Here is an 18,850-nt window from a genome sequence, read left to right on the forward strand (position 1 = left end):
GCGCGGGCTTCAACGATCTAGTGGAGATCTTTCGATGAAGCAGACCGCGCAACCCGTCGATCCGCAATTCGCGGCCGGCGCGCAAGGCAGCAGTCTTTACAACGACGACCTTGCACCCACCGGACCCGCGCAGCGCACCTGGCGCTGGTATCACTTCGCAGCGCTGTGGGTGGGCATGGTGATGAACATTGCGTCGTACATGCTCGCGGCCGGATTGACCGAAGAGGGCATGTCGCCGTGGCAAGCGGTGTTGACCGTGCTGCTAGGCAACCTGATCGTGCTCGTGCCGATGCTGCTGATCGGCCACGCGGGCGCGAAGCACGGCATTCCGTATGCGGTGCTGGTGCGCTCGTCGTTCGGCACGCAGGGCGCGAAATTGCCGGCGATGCTGCGCGCCATCGTGGCCTGCGGCTGGTACGGCATTCAAACGTGGCTTGGCGGCAGCGCGATCTATACGCTGTTGAACATTCTTACCGGCAACGCGCTGCACGGCGCAGCCTTGCCGTTTATCGACATTTCCATTGCACAGCTCGCGTGTTTTCTTGTGTTCTGGGCTTTGCAAATTTACTTCATCGTGCATGGTACGGACTCGATCCGCTGGCTCGAAAGCTGGTCGGCGCCGATCAAGATCGTGATGTGCATTGCGCTTGTCTGGTGGGCGACGTCGAAAGCGGGCGGGCTCGGCTCGATGCTCGCAACGCCTTCGCAATTCGTGCCGGGCGGCAAGAAGGAGGGCATGTTCTGGGCTACGTTCTGGCCAGGCCTTACCGCCATGGTCGGCTTCTGGGCCACGCTCGCGTTGAACATTCCCGACTTCACGCGCTTTGCAAAAACGCAGCGCGATCAGATTGTCGGGCAGTCGATCGGTTTGCCGGTGCCGATGGCCTTGCTCTCGGTCATCTCGGTGGTGGTGACGTCCGCCACCGTGGTGATCTACGGCAAGGCGATCTGGGACCCAATCGACCTGACGAGCCGCATGACGGGCATCGGCGTAGGCCTCGCTCTCATCATCCTCACGCTCGACACGATGTGCTGCAATCTTGCCGCGAATCTCGTCGGGCCTGCTTATGATTTTTCGAGCCTGTGGCCGAAGGGCATTTCGTATCGCGTTGGCGGCATGATTACCGCGACCATCGCAATCGTCATGATGCCGTGGAAGATTCTCGCGACCACGCAGGGCTATATCTTCACGTGGCTCGTCGGTTACTCGGCACTGCTCGGTCCGGTTGCGGGCATTCTGATGGTCGATTATTTCCTGATTCGCGGCACACGGCTCGATACCCGCGAACTATTCGACGAGCGCGGCGAATATAGCTATACCGGCGGCTGGAATATCGGCGCGGTGGTCGCGCTGGTGATCGGTGTGCTGCCGAATCTGCCGGGGTTTTTGCACACTGCGTTTCCTGCTTCGTTCGCGAACGTGCCGTCGATCTTCAATACGCTCTATACGTATGCATGGTTCGTCGGGCTCGCGTTGGCGTCGATCGTGTATAGCGCGTGGATGAAACTCAGCAAAGGACCCAGCGCGCGCGTCGCGAGTGCGTGAGATAACCGCATACGTAGTAGCGACATATGCAAATTCATAAGGAGGCGGCAACATGACGACCCTGATTCGCGGCGGCACCATTATCGACGCGGAGAACACGTATCGAGCGGACGTGTTGTGTGCCGACCCGCAAGACGGCGGCACCATCCTGCAGATCGGAGCGGACCTCGAAGCGCCGGCGGGCGCGGCGATCGTCGATGCGGGCGGGCAGTATGTGATGCCCGGCGGCATCGATCCGCACACGCATATGGAACTGCCCTTCATGGGCACCACCGCGAGCGACGACTTCTATACCGGCACTGCAGCGGGATTGTCGGGCGGCACGACGAGCATCATCGACTTCGTGATTCCGGGCCCGAAGCAAAGCCTGATGGAAGCGTTCAAACAGTGGCGCGGCTGGGCGGAAAAGGCGTCGTCGGATTATGGGTTTCATGTCGCCGTGACATGGTGGGACGACTCGGTGTATCGCGACATGGGCACGCTCGTGCACGAGCACGGCGTGTCGAGCTTCAAGCACTTCATGGCCTACAAGAACGCGATCATGGCCGACGACGAAGTACTGGTGAACAGCTTCTCGCGATCGCTCGAACTTGGCGCGCTGCCCACCGTGCATGCGGAAAACGGTGAACTGGTGTTTCAGTTGCAGCGACAACTGCTCGCAAAAGGCTTCACGGGCCCCGAGGCGCATCCGCTGTCACGGCCGGCCGAAGTCGAAGGCGAGGCGGCCAATCGTGCGATTCGTATCGCGCAGGTGCTGGGGGTGCCGGTGTATATCGTGCACGTCTCTGCGAAAGACGCTGTCGATGCGATCTCGCGGGCGCGCAGCGAAGGGCTGCGCGTATTCGGCGAAGTGTTGCCGGGGCATCTCGTGATCGACGAAGCCGTGTATCGCGATCCCGACTGGACGCGCGCCGCGGCGCATGTGATGAGCCCGCCGTTTCGCTCGGCCGAACACCGCGAGGCCTTGTGGCGAGGTTTGCAGGCCGGCCAACTGCATACCACCGCGACCGATCACTGCGTGTTCTGCGCGTCGCAAAAGGCCATGGGCCGCGAAGACTTCACGAAGATCCCGAACGGCTGCGGCGGCGTTGAAGATCGCATGGCGGTGCTCTGGCATCACGGCGTGAACTCCGGGCGCCTCACACCGAACGAGTTCGTGCGCATTACGTCGACGAACGCCGCACAGATTTTCAACCTGTATCCGCGCAAAGGTGCGGTGCGTGTCGGCGCCGATGCGGACATCGTCGTATGGGACCCCAACGCAAGCAAGACGATTTCCGTGAAGACGCATCATCAGAAAGTCGACTTCAATGTGTTCGAAGGCATGACGGTGCAAGGCGTGGCAATGCATACGCTTACGCGCGGCGCGCTTGCCTGGACCGACGGCGACCTGCGTGCCGTGCGAGGCGCCGGGCAGTATCAGAAGCGCCCACCAAATGCGGCTTACTTCGACGCGATCCGCGTGTCGAACAAGCTGAAAGAGCCGCATCCAGTCGAGCGCTAGCACTTGAGCATCCACTGCGGCGCGGGCCTGGAAGCTCGCGCCGCGTTTCCTTTCGGCGCCGCGCATTCGCCGCGGCACCACTGTCTCGCGTTTTCCCCGATGGCGTCCCGCCCATGTTCCATGTTGCGATGCATGCCGCGTCTTCACATCTGCTGTAGAGTTGAAATTCATGTGATAGTGGAGGCGATGGCTGCGGCTTAGCACGGATGCGCATATGGATTGGAAACCTGATCCTTTGTAAAAACGCAGGCCGTTTGCTACAGTCCGCCCACTCCGCCGGGCACGAGCGCCGGCGGGACTGCCAACACGCGTCCAGGCATGCGGCCTGACCACCTTAGGGAGCCACTCATGAAGTCGATTCGTTCCATTCTGCTGATCGCGCTGTTTCATGCGGTAACCGTGAGCCCCGTGTTCGCCGCCGATGAACTCGCGCAGATCAAGTCCTCGGGCGTGTTCAGGATCGGTACGGAAGGCACCTATGCGCCGTTCACCTATCACGACGAATCCGGCAAGCTGACTGGCTTCGACGTGGAAGTGGGCACGCAGATCGCGCAGCGTCTCGGCGTCAAGCCGCAATTCGTCGAAGGCAAATGGGACGGGCTGATCGCGGGTCTCGACGTGAACCGCTACGACGCGGTGATCAACGAAGTCGCGGTGACCGACGCGCGCAAGGTCAAATATGATTTCTCGGACCCGTACATCACATCGCATGCGGCACTGATCGTGCGCTCGGACAACAACGCGATCAAGACCTTCGACGATCTCAAGGGCAAGAAGTCCGCCAACACACTGACCAGCAACTTCGGCAAGATCGCCGCCGCGCACGGCGCGGAAGTGATTCCCGTGCAGGGCTTCAATGAATCGATCGATCTGCTGACCGCGGGCCGTGTGGACGCAACCGTCAACGATTCGCTGTCGTTCCTCGACTTCAAGAAGCACAAGCCGGATGCGAAGGTGAAGATCGCCGCGCTGGACACGTCGCCGGAAAGCAGCGACAAGTCCGCGGTGCTGATCCGCAAGGGCAACCCGGAACTCGTCGCGGCGATCAACAAGGCGCTCGCGGATATGAAGAAAGACGGCACCTACGCGAAGATCTCGCAGAAGTACTTCGGCAAAGACGTCTCCAAATAAACGCCTTTCGCGAGTCTGAATCATGCCGGCATGGTTGCATCTGATGGCGCAGTCGCTGTGGCCTCTGCTATATGCGGGGCTCGTGTTTACGGTGCCGCTCACGTTGGCTTCGTTTGCAATCGGACTCGCTCTCGCGTTTATTGTCGCGCTGGTGCGGCTCTTCGGGCCGAAGTGGGCAGTGGCGCTGGTGCGCTTTTATGTGTGGCTGTTTCGCGGCTCGCCGTTGCTCGTGCAACTATTCGTGATCTTCTACGGCTTGCCGAACGTGGGCATCGTGCTCGACCCGTTGACGGCGGCGATTATCGGCTTCTCGCTGAACGTGGGCGCCTACAATTCGGAAGTGATTCGCGGAGTGATCGAGTCGATCCCGAAAGGGCAGTGGGAAGCCGCATATTCAATGGGAATGACGCGCGAACAGGCGCTGCGCCGCGCGATTCTGCCGCAGGCCGCACGCGTCGCATTGCCGCCGTTGTCCAACTCGTTTATCGCGCTCGTGAAGGACACGTCGTTGGCCGCTGTGCTGACTGTGCCTGAAGTGTTTCAGGCAGCGCAGCGAATTGCTTCGGTTACCTACGAACCGTTGATTCTTTATACCGAGGCTGCGCTGGTATATCTACTGTTCAGTTCGGTGCTGTCGTCGGCGCAAGTGAGGCTCGAACGCAAGTTCGGCCGTCATGCACTCTTTCAGGCGGGCAACTAATGATCCGACTGGAAAAAATCGACAAGTATTTTTCCGGACTCCGGGTGCTCAATTCGGTCGACCTGCACCTCGCGCAGGGCAACGTGACCGCGTTGATCGGACCATCGGGCAGCGGCAAAAGTACGCTGTTGCGTTGCGTGAATCTGCTGGAAATTCCCGAGGCCGGCTCGCTCGAAATCGGCGATCAGCAACTCAGATTCAGCCCCGACGAGCGGCCTTCGCGCGAAACCGTGCTGACGATCCGCCGTCGTACCGGCATGGTGTTTCAGAACTTCCAGTTGTTTCCGCATCTCACCGTGCGTCAGAACGTGATGGAAGGCCTGATCACCGTGCTGAAATGGGACAAGGAAAAGGCGCGAGCCCGTGCTGACGAATTGCTGGAGAAGGTTGGCATCGCGCACAAGGGCGATGCGTGGCCCGTCACGCTGTCGGGCGGGCAGCAGCAGCGCGTTGCGATCGCGCGCGCATTGGCGCCGTCGCCGGAAGTATTGTTATGCGACGAGCCCACGTCCGCGCTCGATCCCGGTCTCGCCGCGGAAGTGGTCGAAGTACTCAAGCAGCTTGCGAATGAAGGCATGACCATGCTGATGGCGACGCACGATTTGCGGCTCGCCGCCACCATTGCACGCGACGTGGTGTTCCTGAACAACGGTGTAGTGGTGGAGTCGGGTCCGTCGCGCGATGTGTTCATGCGGCCGCAGCAGGAGGAAACCGCGCGCTTCGTCTCGACGTTGACGCACAGCTTGCCCGATGCATGGACCGAGTGAAGCGAGCCTGAGAGAGTACCTTCAATAAGAAAAGCCGTTGATGTATGCAACAAAGAGAAAGGGGCGCCAGTTCAGTGAACTGCGCCCCTTTCTTGCATATCAGGCCATTAGAGCCACGTTACCGGTGTCTTACGCTTCGGCGCGCTCGGCTTCGTTGTCCAGCGCCGTTTCGAAGAACCGTGCCTTGGCCTCTTCATTGGCGCGAGCATACGCGCGGTTCACGCCGCTGATCACCGCGCGAATCGACGCCGTCACCAGATTGGCGTCGATACCCACGCCGAACGCACTGCCGGTCACGTCCGCACCGGCCATTTCGGCGACGGCGACCGCGCGCGCATCGGCGCCTTGCGTCAACGCGCGCTCCTCATAGTGCTGGATGCGCACGGGCACACCCATCGCGTGCATCAAGGCGTCGAGCGGACCGTTGCCTTCGCCGTTCAACACCCGCCGGGTGCCATTGATATCGACAGTGAGCTTGATGCGCTCGCGTCCGTCCTGCTCGGACAGGCTGTGGCCGATGTAATGAACCGGCGCTGTGTTCTGCACGTACTCCTGCTGGAACAGTTCCCAGATCTGCGACGGCGTGACTTCTTGTCCGCTGTCGTCGGTAAAGCGCTGCACGGCCGAGCTGAAATCCACCTGCAAGCGGCGCGGCAACACCACGCCGTAGCTCTGCTCGAGCAGGTAAGCGATGCCGCCCTTGCCCGACTGACTGTTCACGCGGATCACGGAGTCGTAGGTGCGGCCCAGGTCGTTCGGATCGATCGGCATGTACGGCACTTCCCAGATCGCGTCCGGTTTCTGCGCAGCGAAGCCTTTTTTGATCGCATCCTGATGCGAGCCGGAGAACGCGGTGAACACCAGATCGCCGACATACGGATGACGCGGATGTACCGGCAACTGCGTACATTCCTCGGCCGTGCGCGCGATTTCGTTGATGTTCGAGAAGTCGAGTCCCGGATCGACGCCTTGCGTGTACAAATTCAGTGCGAGCGTGACGAGGTCCACGTTGCCGGTGCGCTCGCCGTTGCCGAACAGGCAACCTTCGATACGATCCGCGCCCGCCATCACCGCGAGTTCCGCCGCGGCCACGGCGGTGCCGCGATCGTTATGCGGGTGCACCGACACGATCAACGAATCGCGGCGCGCGAGGTTGCGGTGCATCCATTCGATCTGGTCGGCGTAGACGTTCGGCGTGGCCATCTCGACCGTAGCCGGCAGATTGACGATGGCCTTGTGCTCGGGCGTGGGCTGCCAGATGTCGAACACCGCGTCGCAGACTTCCTTCGCGAATTCGAGTTCGGTGCCGCTGAACACTTCAGGGCTGTATTGCAGCGTGAAATGCGTTTCCGGCGCGGCATCGGCGAGACGCTTCATCGTGCGCGCGGCTTTTTGCGCGAGTTCCTTGACGCCGTTCTGGTCGAGCCCGAACACGATCTTGCGGAATTCCGGCGCCGTTGCGTTGTACAGATGGACGATCGCGCGCGGCGCGCCACGCAACGATTCGAACGTACGCTCGATCAGGTCGTCGCGGGCCTGCGTCAACACTTCGATCGTCACGTCGTCCGGAATGTGGCCGCCCTCGATCAACTCGCGCACGAAGTTGAAATCGGTCTGCGATGCCGACGGAAACGCGACTTCGATCTCCTTGAAGCCGATCTGCACCAGCGTCTTGAACATGCGCATCTTGCGCTCTGCGTTCATCGGCTCGAACAGAGCCTGGTTGCCGTCGCGCAGGTCGGTGCTCATCCAGATCGGCGCGCGCGTGATGGTGCGCGATGGCCACTGGCGGTCTATCAAATTGATGGGCTTGAAGGAGCGGTACTTGGTAGCAGGGTTCTTCAACATTTTCATCGTCCGTGGGTTCGACAGGCTGGTAGTCGACCGGACGACAAAAACGCAAAGCAGCGCCGCCGGTCGGAAACCGGGGCTGGGTCAGTTACTGGGGAATTATGCGGTGCTTCGGGTGTTTCAGATGGAAGCGCGCAGCAGCAGACCTAGCCCGGTAGAGCGGGCTAGTAGTAGCGATAGGGTGGTCTGGGCGCGGTACATAGTGCGCAATAGGAACATATTATTGGGACTGCGTCAAGCGAGGCGCTCGCGCGTGGCGCCAGGCTACAATTCCCGACGGCTTGAAAAACGGAACGTCAATGAAGATTCGGATTGTCACTATCGCGTGCGCCGCGACCGCTGCAGCACTCCTCGCGGCCTGCACGGCTGTCTACAAGAACTCGGACGCGTGCGAGCAGTTGATGCGAAGCAAGCTGGCAGAAAAATCGTCCGATACGCTGAAGATCGGCCATACGGGCGCCGGTATCGACGGTTCACGCGTCGTGGTGGAAGGTTCCATTGAACATGTGATGACGGCGTCGGAAGTGGCGGCGGCGTCAGCGCGGGCAGCGTCGGGCGTTCGGGCGGGACGCAGGGCGGCGGCCTCGGGTGTGCGGGCGGCGTCGGCCTCTTCGGCCTCTGCCGCGTGGGCTGCGTCCGGCTCTAGTGGTTCCTCGGCTTCGGGCGCGTCAAGCGTGTCACAGGCCGCTTCGTCGGTCGCCGCGTCGGAAGCCGATGCGCTTGCGCGGAAGCCCACCAAACCGAAGAAGCTGATTCTGGCCGCAGCCGCCGAATGCACGTTCCATGGCCCCACGCTGGACACGTTTAGCTGGTTAGCGCCAGCAAAGCTGGCGGCGCCGTCCGACGCGGACGCGAGCGAAGCAGACGAGTAAGGTCTGTCACCCGACTGATTCATAGCGCGCCTGGGGTTGAGCATGTGTATGGCTGTCTGCTTCCGGCCATGCGCATGCTTCAACGAACCGCATGCGTATGGACAGAAGAGCGGTCACACTGCGGTTGACTAATCTCACAATATCGCCGGGCGGCGGTTTCGTTATTCAGGTGACTGTCGATCCACCGCTCCGACATCGCCCTGTCTACCTGCTTTCCAGCATCAACGTTAGCGCGCTTTCCGCAAAAGCCTGGGGCCGGCCTTCAAAGCAGCGCTCAACCGCGTGCGTATCGATTAGCCGCTGCCGCAATGCCGTGCGTTCGTCGTGCCCGTCGATCATTCGCACCGCTGCCGCGATATAACCCTCGACGTTGTCCGCCGTCGTCCACGGCGGCATGCCCACGCGCTCGAACAGCGCGCCGTCTATCCTTTCGAAGACCTCGGGCCCGCGCTTGCAGACGCCCGGCAAACCCAGCGTGAGCGCGTCGACGATCCCGTTTGTATTGCCGAACGGGAACGGACTCAGAAAGAGATCGGAGCGATTCACGCGCTCCAGGTAGCTCGCGTACTGATGAAACCCATGCACGATCGCGCCCGGTACCGAGCGTCCGATGACCTCGCGCATCTGGTCGAGCGCGAGGCCGGCCGGCACGCCGCTCATGAAATGGAACTCGACGGGCGTAGCGGCGCGCGCACCGATCTCGCGGCACGCAGCGAGAAAACCGGGGTTGAGCTTCATCGCGCTAGCGGTAATGACCACTTCCAGCGTTTCGCGCGCAGGCGGAATGCACGCGGCGATCTCCGGCAACGCAACCGAAGGCCGGTACGGCTGGCCGTCTTTCGGCAGCTTCATCAGGCGTTCGCTGAAGCATGCTGGATCGCCGACGTAGTCTTCCTCGACGCTGACGTAGTCGATCTTGTCGGAGTGCGTGGTGGCCGGGTGCCCGAGGCCCGCGATCTGCAACGGCGCGACGCGCAGATTCGACATGAATACCGTCATCACGAACATGCCGACGCTCGGCATGTACAGCACGTCGGGCTTTTCGCGCTCCGCAAAGTCGCGAATGGTCCGCAGGCATTCGCCGATGTATTCCGGGTCTTCCAGTTCGATAAAACGGTCGAAGACCGCTCGCCCGATATCGTCGATTGCATAGCCGAAGCCGAAGCCCACTACCTCGAAATGCTCGCGCGCCGCCTCGATAGTGCGCGAGTGCGTGCGGTAGATCGAATGCGCACCGCCGAACCACTCGAGCACGACGATCATCAACGGCTTCTTTCGGCGCTTGGCGTTCTTCGCTGTCCTGGCTGTCCTAAGATTCGCGGCGTTGGCCCTGCGCGGTGCCGCCAGCAAGTCGGTCAAGCCGAGTTGCGCGAGCTTGCGGCGCACGAGAACGTTGATGTCGCGCTTGATCTCATGACGGCGCGGCGTTTCCGCGTAGCTGCAAAACATGTAGGCGTTATGCAGCAAGGCGGTGGGCAGATCGTCGAGGTCGCCGATCTGCTGCAGTTTGCCGGGAAGCCACTCGATCAGTGCCTCGCGCTTGAGGTGCGCGCTCGGCGAGCCCTTGAAAACCGGCGCCAGCAGGACGAGTGCGAGGCAGGCCGCAAGCACTTTGTCGTACGCCCACAGCGCGACGAAGTCCAGCTCCATTTCAGAGCCGGTTGAATACAGCACGCAGAGCTTTTCGACGAAACGGTCGCCGGCAAGAAACTGCCTGTCATGCGCGCCGCGCGGATTCAGGTGGCAAGCGACGTGGTCCGCATTGCCGAACGGCGTAACCGAGAACAGCAAACCCACCCATTCATGCAGCGTCAGAAAGAGCCGGAAACATTCAACCGGCAGCTTGAATTCTGGGTCGGCAAAGAGCGTGGAGGCGGCGCTTGCGAGCCGCGTACAGAAGCGCGTGCGTTGCTCGGCGGGCGCAAGGCCGCCCATGCCCGACGCAAGAAAGCTCTCGTCCAGCACGCCGCGCTTGTGCTGGAGTAGCGCGAAGGCGGACAGGAGCTGGATCGACGCCCGGATATGCTGCTGTGTGTAGACGAGCTGCTCGAAATCGTCGAGCGAAAAAGTGGCTTCTTGCATCGGGTGGTTGTTGGTAGCTATGCATGACTAACTATCTCCCAGATGCGTTAGCCGCGAACGACGATTATCGCAGCCAGCCGATATCGAATTTGCCCCATCCACGAATTTGCGAATTTTCAGCACAGCAAATGCGGCCTTCGATTCAGAAGGCGTAGTAAGGACCAGGCCCCGCCGACGTCGCGCGCGATGCGATGGCGGTGTATACGCGGCGTCCGAAAAAAAACGGCAGACCCCAGCCGAAGCCGCTGCTTGCTATGCCCGCCATGTTGTTGAAGGCGTTGTTCGCCGATGCGAACAGAACCCGCGAGTTGCCGATCGAAAACGTGACCGCGTTCGCGGCGCCGTCCGTGCCGGCGATCGTCGCCGTCGCCGACTGCGTCGAACTCGGGCAGTACCAGTAGCCGCATTGGGGCAGCTGCGTGTCGCGATAGAAGAGGCCGTTCGAGCCCGTGTCGAGATAACTTTGCGTGTACGTTTGAGCGTCGTGCGTGGTCGTCACGTAACCGGTCTGCGGGTTGCCCTTTAACACCCGCGCGCTGCCGAGCGTGTTGTTTGCCTGAGTGCCGATGCCGAAGATCATCGAACCGGAAACGGTGGGCGCGCCGCTGTCGGGAACCGCGGGAAGGTCGATCACCACGCCGTTGTTGTCGAGGGCGAAGCGGCTCACCGGATTGACCACCTGCTGTGCGAGAGGTTGCGCGGCCGGCAGGCAGGTGCCGCCCGCGTCGCAGCCGTAGTACCAGCGTGGCAGCGCGGCGTTCGCGCAGGCGCTGCCGCAGTCGGCCGCGAACACGCCGACGCCGAGAATGCCGTTGGCGCGCAGCGTGTCGAGCGTGAGCATCGACGGACCCGACCCGGCGCAGTCGGTGGGGACCGTCGGCACCGCAGGGTCGGCAATCAGTTGAATCGCGATCGACGCGGCCAGTTGGCCGGCCATGCGCACGTCCGCGCTGCGCACCGCGCCCCATGCGTAGCCGCCGCCGAATACCGCGCATTCGCCGGATATCCCGGCGCCCGACGATATCGCCGCGAGCTGCAAGCCAGCCGGCACGGCCGAAGCAAGAATGCGCAGACCGTGCGAGCCGGTGTCCACCTGAATGTTGTCGATGGTCGCGCAGTTGTCCGTGCCCGGCTGGCAGATGGTGACGCTCGTGGTCAGCATGTTGCGCGTGAGGCGCGGCGCGGCCGTCACGACGATCGGCTGCACGTTAGGCGTGTTCGACTGTGCGACGGCGGTGCCGCTCGGGATCGAGGCGGCAGACGGAGCCGACGCGGGAGGCGCGCTCGCCGCACCTGGGCTGCTCGCCGCGGCGGTTGCCGGGCCGCTGCCGCCACCGTCACCGCCGCCACATGCCGTAAGGGCGGCGCAGACGAGGAGCAGAACAGGGAGTGAGAGGTTGGGCTTCATGGCGTCAACGTTGGTCGGCAGATGTTTGGGTTGTTCTTGGCACTCGGGGCGCACAGGGGCGCTTTTGGGCGCGTCCTGTCAGAAACGGGTTGAAGTCCAGCACAAGCGCGGAAATTAGATTTGCGCGGCTGACAACGCGCTCGGCCGGCGTTGCTTGTCAGGCCGTGTTCGTCTGCTGGTGCCGGGCGGCTTGCGCGCTGGTCTACGGAGCCGGAATGGCGCCGGAAAAAGCGCTGAGTCCATCCGGAAGCGCCCGGACAAGCGTCAGCGGAGGTCGTCGGCCCTGACGCCCGGCGGCAACGCGCCGGGCAGCCAGGCGCGGCCCGCATAGCCGCGCATCGGCCCGCCCGATTCCACGATCACATCCGGCCGCGTGACGCGCGACGCGTGCAGATTGCCGTCCACGGTGGCCGCAGCGCCTGCCCGGTAAGAGCCGGCGTAGTTGCCGAGCAGGGCGACGAGATCGGGCATCGTCGGGCCCTGCCACGTATAGGCGACGATTTCGCCCGCACTGGTCGCGTATTCGTTGATGGCGGTGTTGCCCGCATCGGTCGATGTGCGCAGGCGCAGCGCGCCGTTCAGCAGGCTTTGCGGCGCCGCGGCGCTGCCCGCCGGCTTCAGCGGCATCACACCGCCGAGCTGAGCGCAAGCATTGGCGCTGACGCACAGTGTCGCGACGGCGATCGCAGACACGTTAATGACGTGGAAGAAATGGGCTTGGGACATGGCAGTCTCTGGGGCGTGGCGCGTTTGGTCTTCTTGCTAAGTCGATTTGAAGATAACACCCGCGCTTCCTGACGAAGCCTGGCGCCCGTTTCCCGGCCCCGTGTTATCGCAAAAGTGACGTGCGCCAAGCTTGGAAAGAGTCTTTGAAAACAATGTTCTGACAGACGCGTCGCATGAAGCTGACAGGCCATTCGGAATGGTTGCCGAGTGTTAAATATGGCGCATGCGGGTGAGTCCTCCGGGCGGGCAAACCCCGGTTTTTGCACAGGGCTCGCCGGGATCGGTAAAATGTTGGGTTGATCCACGGAAACTTGCCGTGGCGTAGCGGAAGGATTCCCCGAACATGACTGATCTTCGTCTTACCAAGCGGTTTGCAGTAATGCTGATGGCGGGCGGGCTGGTCGCCGGCTGCGGCACGTCGTCGCCGACCAAAGTCGACTACAAGAGCGACTCCAAATCGAAACAGGTGTCACTCGCCGTCCCGCCGAACCTGATCGACGAGACGCCCGATCAGCGTTCGCTGCCCCCGCAAGGCGGCGAAACCTCGCTGTCCACGCTGCGCCAGGTGCAGGCCCAGGCGCCGGCGGCCAACACGCTCGCTGTCGTGCCGCCCGTGAGCAATATGCATATCCAGCGCGACGGCACGGAAAGCTGGCTCGTGATCGACGGCAAGGCGCCGGCAGACGCGTGGCCGCAAATTCGCCGGTTCTGGCAGGAGCAGGGCTTCCTGCTGGTGGTCGATCAGCGCGACAAGGGCGTGATGGAGACCGACTGGAACGAAACGCACGCGCAGATCAACGACGGTCTGATCCGCAGCACGCTGTCGAAGGCGCTGGGCAACAGCTACGTGACTTCCGAGCGCAACAAGTACCGCACGCGCCTCGAAGCGGCGCCGAACGGCGGCACTTATGTGTTCATCAGCCAGAAGGGCATGCGCGAGGCGCTGACCGGCACGAACAACGACTCGAGCACGTGGGAGCCGAAGGCGAACGATCCCGGCCTCGAACAGGAATACCTGAAGCGCTTGATGGCGGCGCTCGCGCTTGCCGATTCACGCGCGAAGTCGGGCGGCGGGCAGACGGCGGACCTGTCGCCGGCCGGCGCGCAGACGGCGCCTAACGCGGCTACGTCGGGCGCCAAGTCGGCGGCTGCGGCCACTGCGGCGCAGAATGTCGCCCTGTCGGCACAGCAGCCGGTGCGCGATCCGGACGCGGCGAATGCGTCGGCGCAGTTGTCGTCGAACGAACTGACGCTTGGCGAGCCGTACGACCGTGCGTGGCTGCGCGTGGGCCTCGCGCTCGACCGCAGCAATTTCACCGTCGACGACCGCGATCTGAGCCGGGGTCTGTACTTCGTGCGTTACGTCGATCCGAAGGACATGACGTCGGCCGAGCAGGGGTTCTGGAGCCAGCTATTCCACGGCAAGAAGGAAAAAGTGGCCAAGCAGTATCGCGTGAACGTGCGCGCGCTGACGCCTGACCAGACCCGCGTGGCCGTGGTCGACGACAAAGGTGGCGTCGACGAAAGCCCGCAGGCCACGCAGATCATGAGTCTGATGGCCGATCAGTTGCACTAAAGCGCGCCGCCGTAGCCGGCGGCAGGCTGTCTGAAACCCGTCCGGGGCATTGTCCCGGGCGGGTTTTTTATTTTGCGAGAGATGCGTTCACGTTGCCGCTCCGCCAGACGATGCGTGCCCACGTCCTGCCCACGATGAGTGGCGGTGCGAACCAGCGCTCAGCGGGAGACAGCCATGGTCGACGTGATTCCTTACTGGATGTGGGCGGCGAGCTTGATCGTTCTCGCGCTGGTGTGCGGTGCGGCCTTGAGTCCGCAGGAGCCGCGGCGGCCGCGAGCGCTGCGGACTCGTCATGCGGGCGCGCTGCACTTGGCGTGGCCGATGCGCTGAATTTCAACAGCGGGTGGTTCCAGTGCTACGGGCGACGTCCGCGTTGCGTCATGGCACGTCGGGCCGTGGGGCAGCGGGTAACGACGCTACCGCTGACCCGATTCGAACCCTTCGCGGCGGCACGCCGAAAGCGTCGCCGTTCGCGTTGATTCCTGCTCATCGACGCGTCGCGCAACCCTCACGTATCCGCGCGGCGCGTCCCGACCCACGGCAAGCGCTTGATCACGCCGGTTGCCAGCGCCGTACCCACGAGAATCACGCCGCAGCCTTCGAGCATGCCGGGCGACACGCCTTCGCCGAGAAACAGCGCGCCCCACAGAATGCCGAAGATCGGGATCACGAAGGTCACCGTGATCGCCCGCGCCGGTCCGGCCACCGCAATCAGATGGAAGAACAGCATATAGGCGATGCCGGTGCACGCCACGCCGAGCGCGAGCACCGCGCCCCACGCGTGCAGCGAGACCGGCGCGCTCGGCCAGTAGATCACCGCGAGTGGCAACAGCACGATGGTTGCGCCGCTCATCGTGCCGGCGGCGACGGTCAGCGCGTCGACGCCGGTCAGATAACGTTTCGTGTAATTGGCGGCGATGCCGTACAGCAGCGTTGCGCCGAGCGCCGCGCCGGCTGCGAGTGCGGTTGTCAGCGGCGTCGCCGCCGAGCCGTTCGGGGTGGCCATCTGATCCCAGACCAGCATCAGCACGCCGAAGAAACCGATCACGAGGCCGAGCGTGCGCAGCGCGCTCAACCGGTCGCGCAGCCAGAGGAAAGCCACGAGGCCGCCCCACAGCGGTGTGGTTGCGTTGATCACCGACGTCACGCCCGCCGACAGCGTCAACTCCGCATAAGCGAACAGGCAGAAGGGTGCCGCCGAATTCAGAATGCCCACCACGAGCAGCGGAAAAGCGCGCGTGCGCAGGATGGTCGCCGATTGCTGCAAAGGGCGCCGCGCGAGCAGCACGACGATCAGGAAGGCCGCGCCGATGCCGACGCGCAGCGCCATCAGCGGCGCAACGCCAAAGTCGGTCACGCCGACGCGGATAAACAGAAACGACGCGCCCCACAGGGCCGCGAGGATCAGCAACTGGACGATATTTTTGGCATTCATTGTGGTGGCGTCGCGCGCGGTTGAGTCGAGACACCTGCGCATCGTATCAGCGCGATAGGACGAAACGTTTCAGCTTCGAATGAAATGGCAAGTTTCGGGAGAGGGCGTCTGACACACGTGATCGTAAGCGCGGGCGGAAGACGCGCAAAGCGAGCAATTCTCACGCTGATGTGAGAAAAATTGCGATCCCGTTACTGACGCAAGAGAGAGCCGCGGGCGAGGCGGCAGGGCGAGAGCGCCGCAGTCAACGTCCATCGTAGTATTGCGCGGCAGTGCGTCAAGCGGCAGGCTGCGTGCCGCACCGGCTCACGCAACACCTTGTCCGCCGTCCGCATGCGGAAAAACGCGAGCGCGCAGAGCCAGCGCGCCCGCCGCGCCAACCGCTCGTTCAATGCGGAATCATTCCCTGAAGGAAATTCTGCTGCAGCCAAACCAGAATGCCGAGCAGCACGGTCAACAGAATCGAATGCTTGAACGTCTTGGCGAACACCACGCCTTCCTTGCCTTTGAGGTCCGTCGTCGCCACACCGGTCGAGATATTTTGCGGCGAGATCATTTTGCCCATCACGCCGCCTGACGAGTTCGTCGCCGCCATCAGGACGGGGTTCAGATTCAACTGATTGGCCGCAACCACTTGCAGGTTGCCGAACAGCGCATTGCCCGACGTGTCGCTGCCGGACAGGAACACCGCGATCCAGCCGAGGAACGCGGACACCAGCGGAAAGAACGGTCCGACCGACGCGACCCCGAGCCCAAGCGTATAAGTGAGCCCCGAGTAGTTCATCAGATACGCGAGCCCGACGATGGTCGCGACCGTCAGAATCGCGATGCGCGTCTGCACCCAGGTATCGACGATCGCCGCGCCGAATTCGCGCGCGCCGAGTCCGACCACCAGACTCGTGATGATCGCGGCGACCAGAATCGCCGTGCCGGTTGCGAGCGGCTGGAAGTCCCATATCGCCCCGTACGGCGTGTTGTACAAGGTGATGAACACGGCTTTGTCGAGGCCCGGCCACGGCACTTTGATGTCGCCGATCAGGAAAATCTTCGCCACGGTCCAGACGATCACGACGACGGACACGATGATCCACGGATACCAGCCCTGGCTGCCGCCGATCTTGCCGCGCACTTCGCCGACGCGGTCGATATTGATTGCGAACGCGGGATCGGCGGCCGGCTTCCACACGCGCAGAAACGCGATCGTCACGATGAGCGACACCATCGACGACAAAACGTCGGTCAGGCTGTAATTGACGTAGTTCGACGCGACGAACTGCGTAAGCGCGAAGCTCGCGCCGGATACCAGCAGCACCGGCCAGATACGCACCATATTGCGAAAGCCGGCATAGACGGCGATCACATAGAACGGCAACAGCAAGGCGAAAAACGGCAACTGGCGGCCGACCATTTTTGCGAGCGAATCGGCCGGCAAATGTGTGACCGCGCCGAGCACCGTGATCGGCACGCCGAGCGCGCCGAATGCCACCGGCGCCGTGTTGAAAATGAGCGTGAAGGTGAGCGCCTCGAGCGTCGGAAAACCGAGCAGGATCAGCAGCGAACTCGTGATCGCGACCGGCGTGCCGAAGCCGGAAATTCCCTCCAGCAACGCGCCGAACGAAAAGCCCACCACGACCAGCACCACGCGCCGGTCGTTCGGCAGGTTGTCGATCATCCACATGCGAAAGGCCGCGAAGCGGCCGGAGCGTTGCGCGATGTTGTAGAGCAGGATCGCGGTGAATACGATCCACATGACCGGCCAGCACGCGAACACGACGCCCGCGGCGACTGAGTCGAGCGCGAGCGCCACTGGAAAGCGCCACACGGCAATCGCGACGACGAGGCCGACGATCAGCCCCGCGAGCGACGCCTGCCACGCAGGCCGGCGCGCCCAGCCAAGCAGCAACAGCACGACGATGATCGGCAACGCCGCGACGAGGAACGACGGAAGCAGGGAATTGCCGACCGGAGTGAGTAGTTGATGAAACATCACGTCTCCTTCGTTGTTGTTCGAAATCGACGCGTGACTGCGAATGACGGGACGCGTCGCTCGTGCAGGACGGATGAGCGCCGCCCGCGCAGGAAAGCACCGGTCGGCTCGCTTTTAAACGGTTACTGTGTGCGGCTTAACCAAGCATAGAGCCCGAGGCTCTCACGTCAAGAAGGGAAACTACGAGAGCAAGCAAGAGCGCATGCCGGCGGCGGGCGCCGGCATCGGTGACTCCGTTGAACATGAGTTCGTTCAATGATGGTGGCCATGGCCATGTCCGCCCGACGACCAGCCGAAGCCGATCGATACGGCCGGACCGTACCAGCCAGGATAGCCGTAACCGTACCAGGGCGGGTAGACCGGAGGCGGATAATAGGCGGGATAAGCCGGTGCGACGTACACCGGCGGTTGCGCGACCGCATAGGTGGCAGGTGGATACGAAGAGGCTGGCTGCTGCTCGAATTGCTGCCCTTGCGTCGCTTGCTGCCCGGCCTGTGGGTCACCGGCCACGCCGCCTGCCGTGCCGACCGGCACTTCTCGTTGTGCCGCGCTGGCGGGCACCGTCGCGTAATACGCCGGGTAGTAGCCCGGATAGTAGCCGTAAGGGTAGTAGCAGCCCGACAGCAGCAGCGCGCCCGCGGCGACGCAAAGGGCGAGCCGGCCGCGGCCTAGGTATCCCCCGTGGGGAATGTGGTGGCGCATGCAATCAGCCGCACGCCGCGAGGGCAGCGGCGATCGCATGGGAACGGGGTGAAAAGAGTCGATCAGGGGGGACTTCATGACGCGCTCCGGTGTGCAAGCAACTTGCGAGCGACGCAGCCGACGCCTTCGTCGGTACGTCATTGCACGAGCTTACGCTCACGCGGCGCAAAGAGGATTGCAAAACCGTAACGGCGTATTTCGCCTCGTTGCGGCAGCGCGCCGCGCCACTTCGCGGCGCTCCCTACGGCTTTTCCCGGGGCACGTCTTGTCAGCGGAAAGCGAGCGGGGCATTGCACCCAGGCTCGCGTTTCACTGCCATGCGGTGGTGAAGGCTACTTGCCGACCTGATTGCCGATAACGCCCCCCACGGCCGCGCCGCCCAGCGTGGAGAGCGCACTGCCGCCAATGACCGCACCCGCCGCGCCACCCACACCCGCGCCGATCGCGGTATCCCGTTGCCGCGTGCTCATCCCCTCGCACGCCGAAAGGCTCGCGACAACCGTGACGATCACCGCAAGCGAACCCAATTTACGAATCGATTTCATGATGCTCACTCCCTTTGT

16 protein-coding genes are annotated in these 18,850 nt (G+C 63.0%); 8 read left to right on the plus strand and 8 right to left on the minus strand.

Features of this window, described 5'->3' with window-relative positions; translation table 11 throughout:
• The first annotated feature begins 34 nt into the window (after positions 1-34).
• From JMY24_RS03345 to JMY24_RS03365, 5 genes are all read left to right on the plus strand, one after another.
• Positions 35-1,546, plus strand: coding sequence for an NCS1 family nucleobase:cation symporter-1 (locus JMY24_RS03345; protein WP_201701384.1), 1,512 nt, complete (start codon positions 35-37; stop codon positions 1,544-1,546).
• Between the two features lie 52 nt (positions 1,547-1,598).
• Positions 1,599-3,050, plus strand: coding sequence for a dihydropyrimidinase (hydA, locus tag JMY24_RS03350; protein WP_128595460.1), 1,452 nt, complete (start codon positions 1,599-1,601; stop codon positions 3,048-3,050).
• Between the two features lie 348 nt (positions 3,051-3,398).
• Complete coding sequence (locus JMY24_RS03355) at positions 3,399-4,181, plus strand: amino acid ABC transporter substrate-binding protein (RefSeq protein WP_128585675.1); 783 nt, start codon at positions 3,399-3,401, stop codon at positions 4,179-4,181.
• A gap of 22 nt (positions 4,182-4,203) precedes the next feature.
• The gene (locus tag JMY24_RS03360; RefSeq protein WP_128585674.1) at positions 4,204-4,881 is read left to right on the plus strand and encodes an amino acid ABC transporter permease; all 678 of its coding nucleotides are present in this window, start codon (positions 4,204-4,206) and stop codon (positions 4,879-4,881) included.
• Positions 4,881-5,648, plus strand: coding sequence for an amino acid ABC transporter ATP-binding protein (locus JMY24_RS03365; protein WP_128585673.1), 768 nt, complete (start codon positions 4,881-4,883; stop codon positions 5,646-5,648). The genes JMY24_RS03360 and JMY24_RS03365 overlap by 1 nt, the downstream gene beginning before the upstream one ends.
• Positions 5,649-5,777: 129 nt before the next feature.
• Here the strand turns inward: JMY24_RS03365 and leuA are convergent, their stop codons facing one another.
• Complete coding sequence (gene leuA / locus JMY24_RS03370; protein WP_128595458.1) at positions 5,778-7,496, minus strand: 2-isopropylmalate synthase; 1,719 nt, start codon at positions 7,494-7,496, stop codon at positions 5,778-5,780.
• A gap of 302 nt (positions 7,497-7,798) precedes the next feature.
• On the opposite strand from leuA, the gene JMY24_RS03375 reads away from it, so the two are divergent.
• Complete coding sequence (locus JMY24_RS03375; protein ID WP_201701385.1) at positions 7,799-8,371, plus strand: hypothetical protein; 573 nt, start codon at positions 7,799-7,801, stop codon at positions 8,369-8,371.
• Between the two features lie 204 nt (positions 8,372-8,575).
• Here the strand turns inward: JMY24_RS03375 and JMY24_RS03380 are convergent, their stop codons facing one another.
• The 3 genes from JMY24_RS03380 to JMY24_RS03390 all read right to left on the minus strand — a co-directional run bounded on the left by JMY24_RS03380 (position 8,576) and on the right by JMY24_RS03390 (position 12,587).
• Positions 8,576-10,453, minus strand: a complete 1,878-nt coding sequence (locus JMY24_RS03380; RefSeq protein WP_128595457.1) for a glycosyl transferase family 1 — start codon at positions 10,451-10,453, stop codon at positions 8,576-8,578.
• Between the two features lie 142 nt (positions 10,454-10,595).
• The gene (locus tag JMY24_RS03385; RefSeq protein WP_201701386.1) at positions 10,596-11,861 is read right to left on the minus strand and encodes a DUF3443 domain-containing protein; all 1,266 of its coding nucleotides are present in this window, start codon (positions 11,859-11,861) and stop codon (positions 10,596-10,598) included.
• 264 nt (positions 11,862-12,125) lie between these two features.
• Entirely contained in the window at positions 12,126-12,587 is a 462-nt protein-coding gene (locus JMY24_RS03390) for a DUF2844 domain-containing protein (RefSeq protein ID WP_201701387.1), read from the minus strand.
• Positions 12,588-12,930: 343 nt separating this feature from the next.
• Between JMY24_RS03390 and bamC the strand changes: the two genes are divergently transcribed.
• Both bamC and JMY24_RS03400 read left to right on the plus strand, forming a co-directional pair.
• Positions 12,931-14,163, plus strand: a complete 1,233-nt coding sequence (gene bamC / locus JMY24_RS03395; protein WP_201701388.1) for an outer membrane protein assembly factor BamC — start codon at positions 12,931-12,933, stop codon at positions 14,161-14,163.
• A gap of 174 nt (positions 14,164-14,337) precedes the next feature.
• Entirely contained in the window at positions 14,338-14,493 is a 156-nt protein-coding gene (locus tag JMY24_RS03400; protein WP_164853549.1) for a hypothetical protein, read from the plus strand.
• Between the two features lie 178 nt (positions 14,494-14,671).
• Here JMY24_RS03400 and JMY24_RS03405 read toward each other — a convergent pair whose 3' ends face one another.
• The 4 genes from JMY24_RS03405 to JMY24_RS03420 all read right to left on the minus strand — a co-directional run bounded on the left by JMY24_RS03405 (position 14,672) and on the right by JMY24_RS03420 (position 18,832).
• On the minus strand, positions 14,672-15,598 hold the full coding sequence (locus JMY24_RS03405; RefSeq protein WP_201701389.1) for a DMT family transporter: 927 nt from the start codon (positions 15,596-15,598) through the stop codon (positions 14,672-14,674).
• Positions 15,599-15,986: 388 nt separating this feature from the next.
• A complete protein-coding gene (locus tag JMY24_RS03410; protein WP_128595453.1) occupies positions 15,987-17,585 on the minus strand; it encodes an L-lactate permease in 1,599 nt (532 codons plus the stop codon).
• Between the two features lie 252 nt (positions 17,586-17,837).
• A complete protein-coding gene (locus tag JMY24_RS03415) occupies positions 17,838-18,365 on the minus strand; it encodes a hypothetical protein (RefSeq protein WP_201701390.1) in 528 nt (175 codons plus the stop codon).
• A gap of 254 nt (positions 18,366-18,619) precedes the next feature.
• A complete protein-coding gene (locus JMY24_RS03420; RefSeq protein ID WP_128590851.1) occupies positions 18,620-18,832 on the minus strand; it encodes a glycine zipper 2TM domain-containing protein in 213 nt (70 codons plus the stop codon).
• Between the last annotated feature and the right edge of the window lie 18 nt (positions 18,833-18,850).

Source organism: Paraburkholderia kirstenboschensis, assembly GCF_904848585.1.
Taxonomy (GTDB): Bacteria; Pseudomonadota; Gammaproteobacteria; order Burkholderiales; family Burkholderiaceae; genus Paraburkholderia; species Paraburkholderia kirstenboschensis.

Excerpts from the sequence above, each read along its gene's own strand:
- JMY24_RS03345 (WP_201701384.1), top strand. The coding sequence starts at position 35 with ATGAAGCAGACCGCGCAACCCGTCGATCCGCAATTCGCGGCCGGCGCG.
- hydA (WP_128595460.1), top strand. The coding sequence starts at position 1,599 with ATGACGACCCTGATTCGCGGCGGCACCATTATCGACGCGGAGAACACG.
- JMY24_RS03355 (WP_128585675.1), top strand. The coding sequence starts at position 3,399 with ATGAAGTCGATTCGTTCCATTCTGCTGATCGCGCTGTTTCATGCGGTA.
- JMY24_RS03360 (WP_128585674.1), top strand. The coding sequence starts at position 4,204 with ATGCCGGCATGGTTGCATCTGATGGCGCAGTCGCTGTGGCCTCTGCTA.
- JMY24_RS03365 (WP_128585673.1), top strand. The coding sequence starts at position 4,881 with ATGATCCGACTGGAAAAAATCGACAAGTATTTTTCCGGACTCCGGGTG.
- leuA (WP_128595458.1), bottom strand. The coding sequence starts at position 7,496 with ATGTTGAAGAACCCTGCTACCAAGTACCGCTCCTTCAAGCCCATCAAT.
- JMY24_RS03375 (WP_201701385.1), top strand. The coding sequence starts at position 7,799 with ATGAAGATTCGGATTGTCACTATCGCGTGCGCCGCGACCGCTGCAGCA.
- JMY24_RS03380 (WP_128595457.1), bottom strand. The coding sequence starts at position 10,453 with ATGCAAGAAGCCACTTTTTCGCTCGACGATTTCGAGCAGCTCGTCTAC.
- JMY24_RS03385 (WP_201701386.1), bottom strand. The coding sequence starts at position 11,861 with ATGAAGCCCAACCTCTCACTCCCTGTTCTGCTCCTCGTCTGCGCCGCC.
- JMY24_RS03390 (WP_201701387.1), bottom strand. The coding sequence starts at position 12,587 with ATGTCCCAAGCCCATTTCTTCCACGTCATTAACGTGTCTGCGATCGCC.
- bamC (WP_201701388.1), top strand. The coding sequence starts at position 12,931 with ATGACTGATCTTCGTCTTACCAAGCGGTTTGCAGTAATGCTGATGGCG.
- JMY24_RS03400 (WP_164853549.1), top strand. The coding sequence starts at position 14,338 with ATGGTCGACGTGATTCCTTACTGGATGTGGGCGGCGAGCTTGATCGTT.
- JMY24_RS03405 (WP_201701389.1), bottom strand. The coding sequence starts at position 15,598 with ATGAATGCCAAAAATATCGTCCAGTTGCTGATCCTCGCGGCCCTGTGG.
- JMY24_RS03410 (WP_128595453.1), bottom strand. The coding sequence starts at position 17,585 with ATGTTTCATCAACTACTCACTCCGGTCGGCAATTCCCTGCTTCCGTCG.
- JMY24_RS03415 (WP_201701390.1), bottom strand. The coding sequence starts at position 18,365 with ATGAAGTCCCCCCTGATCGACTCTTTTCACCCCGTTCCCATGCGATCG.
- JMY24_RS03420 (WP_128590851.1), bottom strand. The coding sequence starts at position 18,832 with ATGAAATCGATTCGTAAATTGGGTTCGCTTGCGGTGATCGTCACGGTT.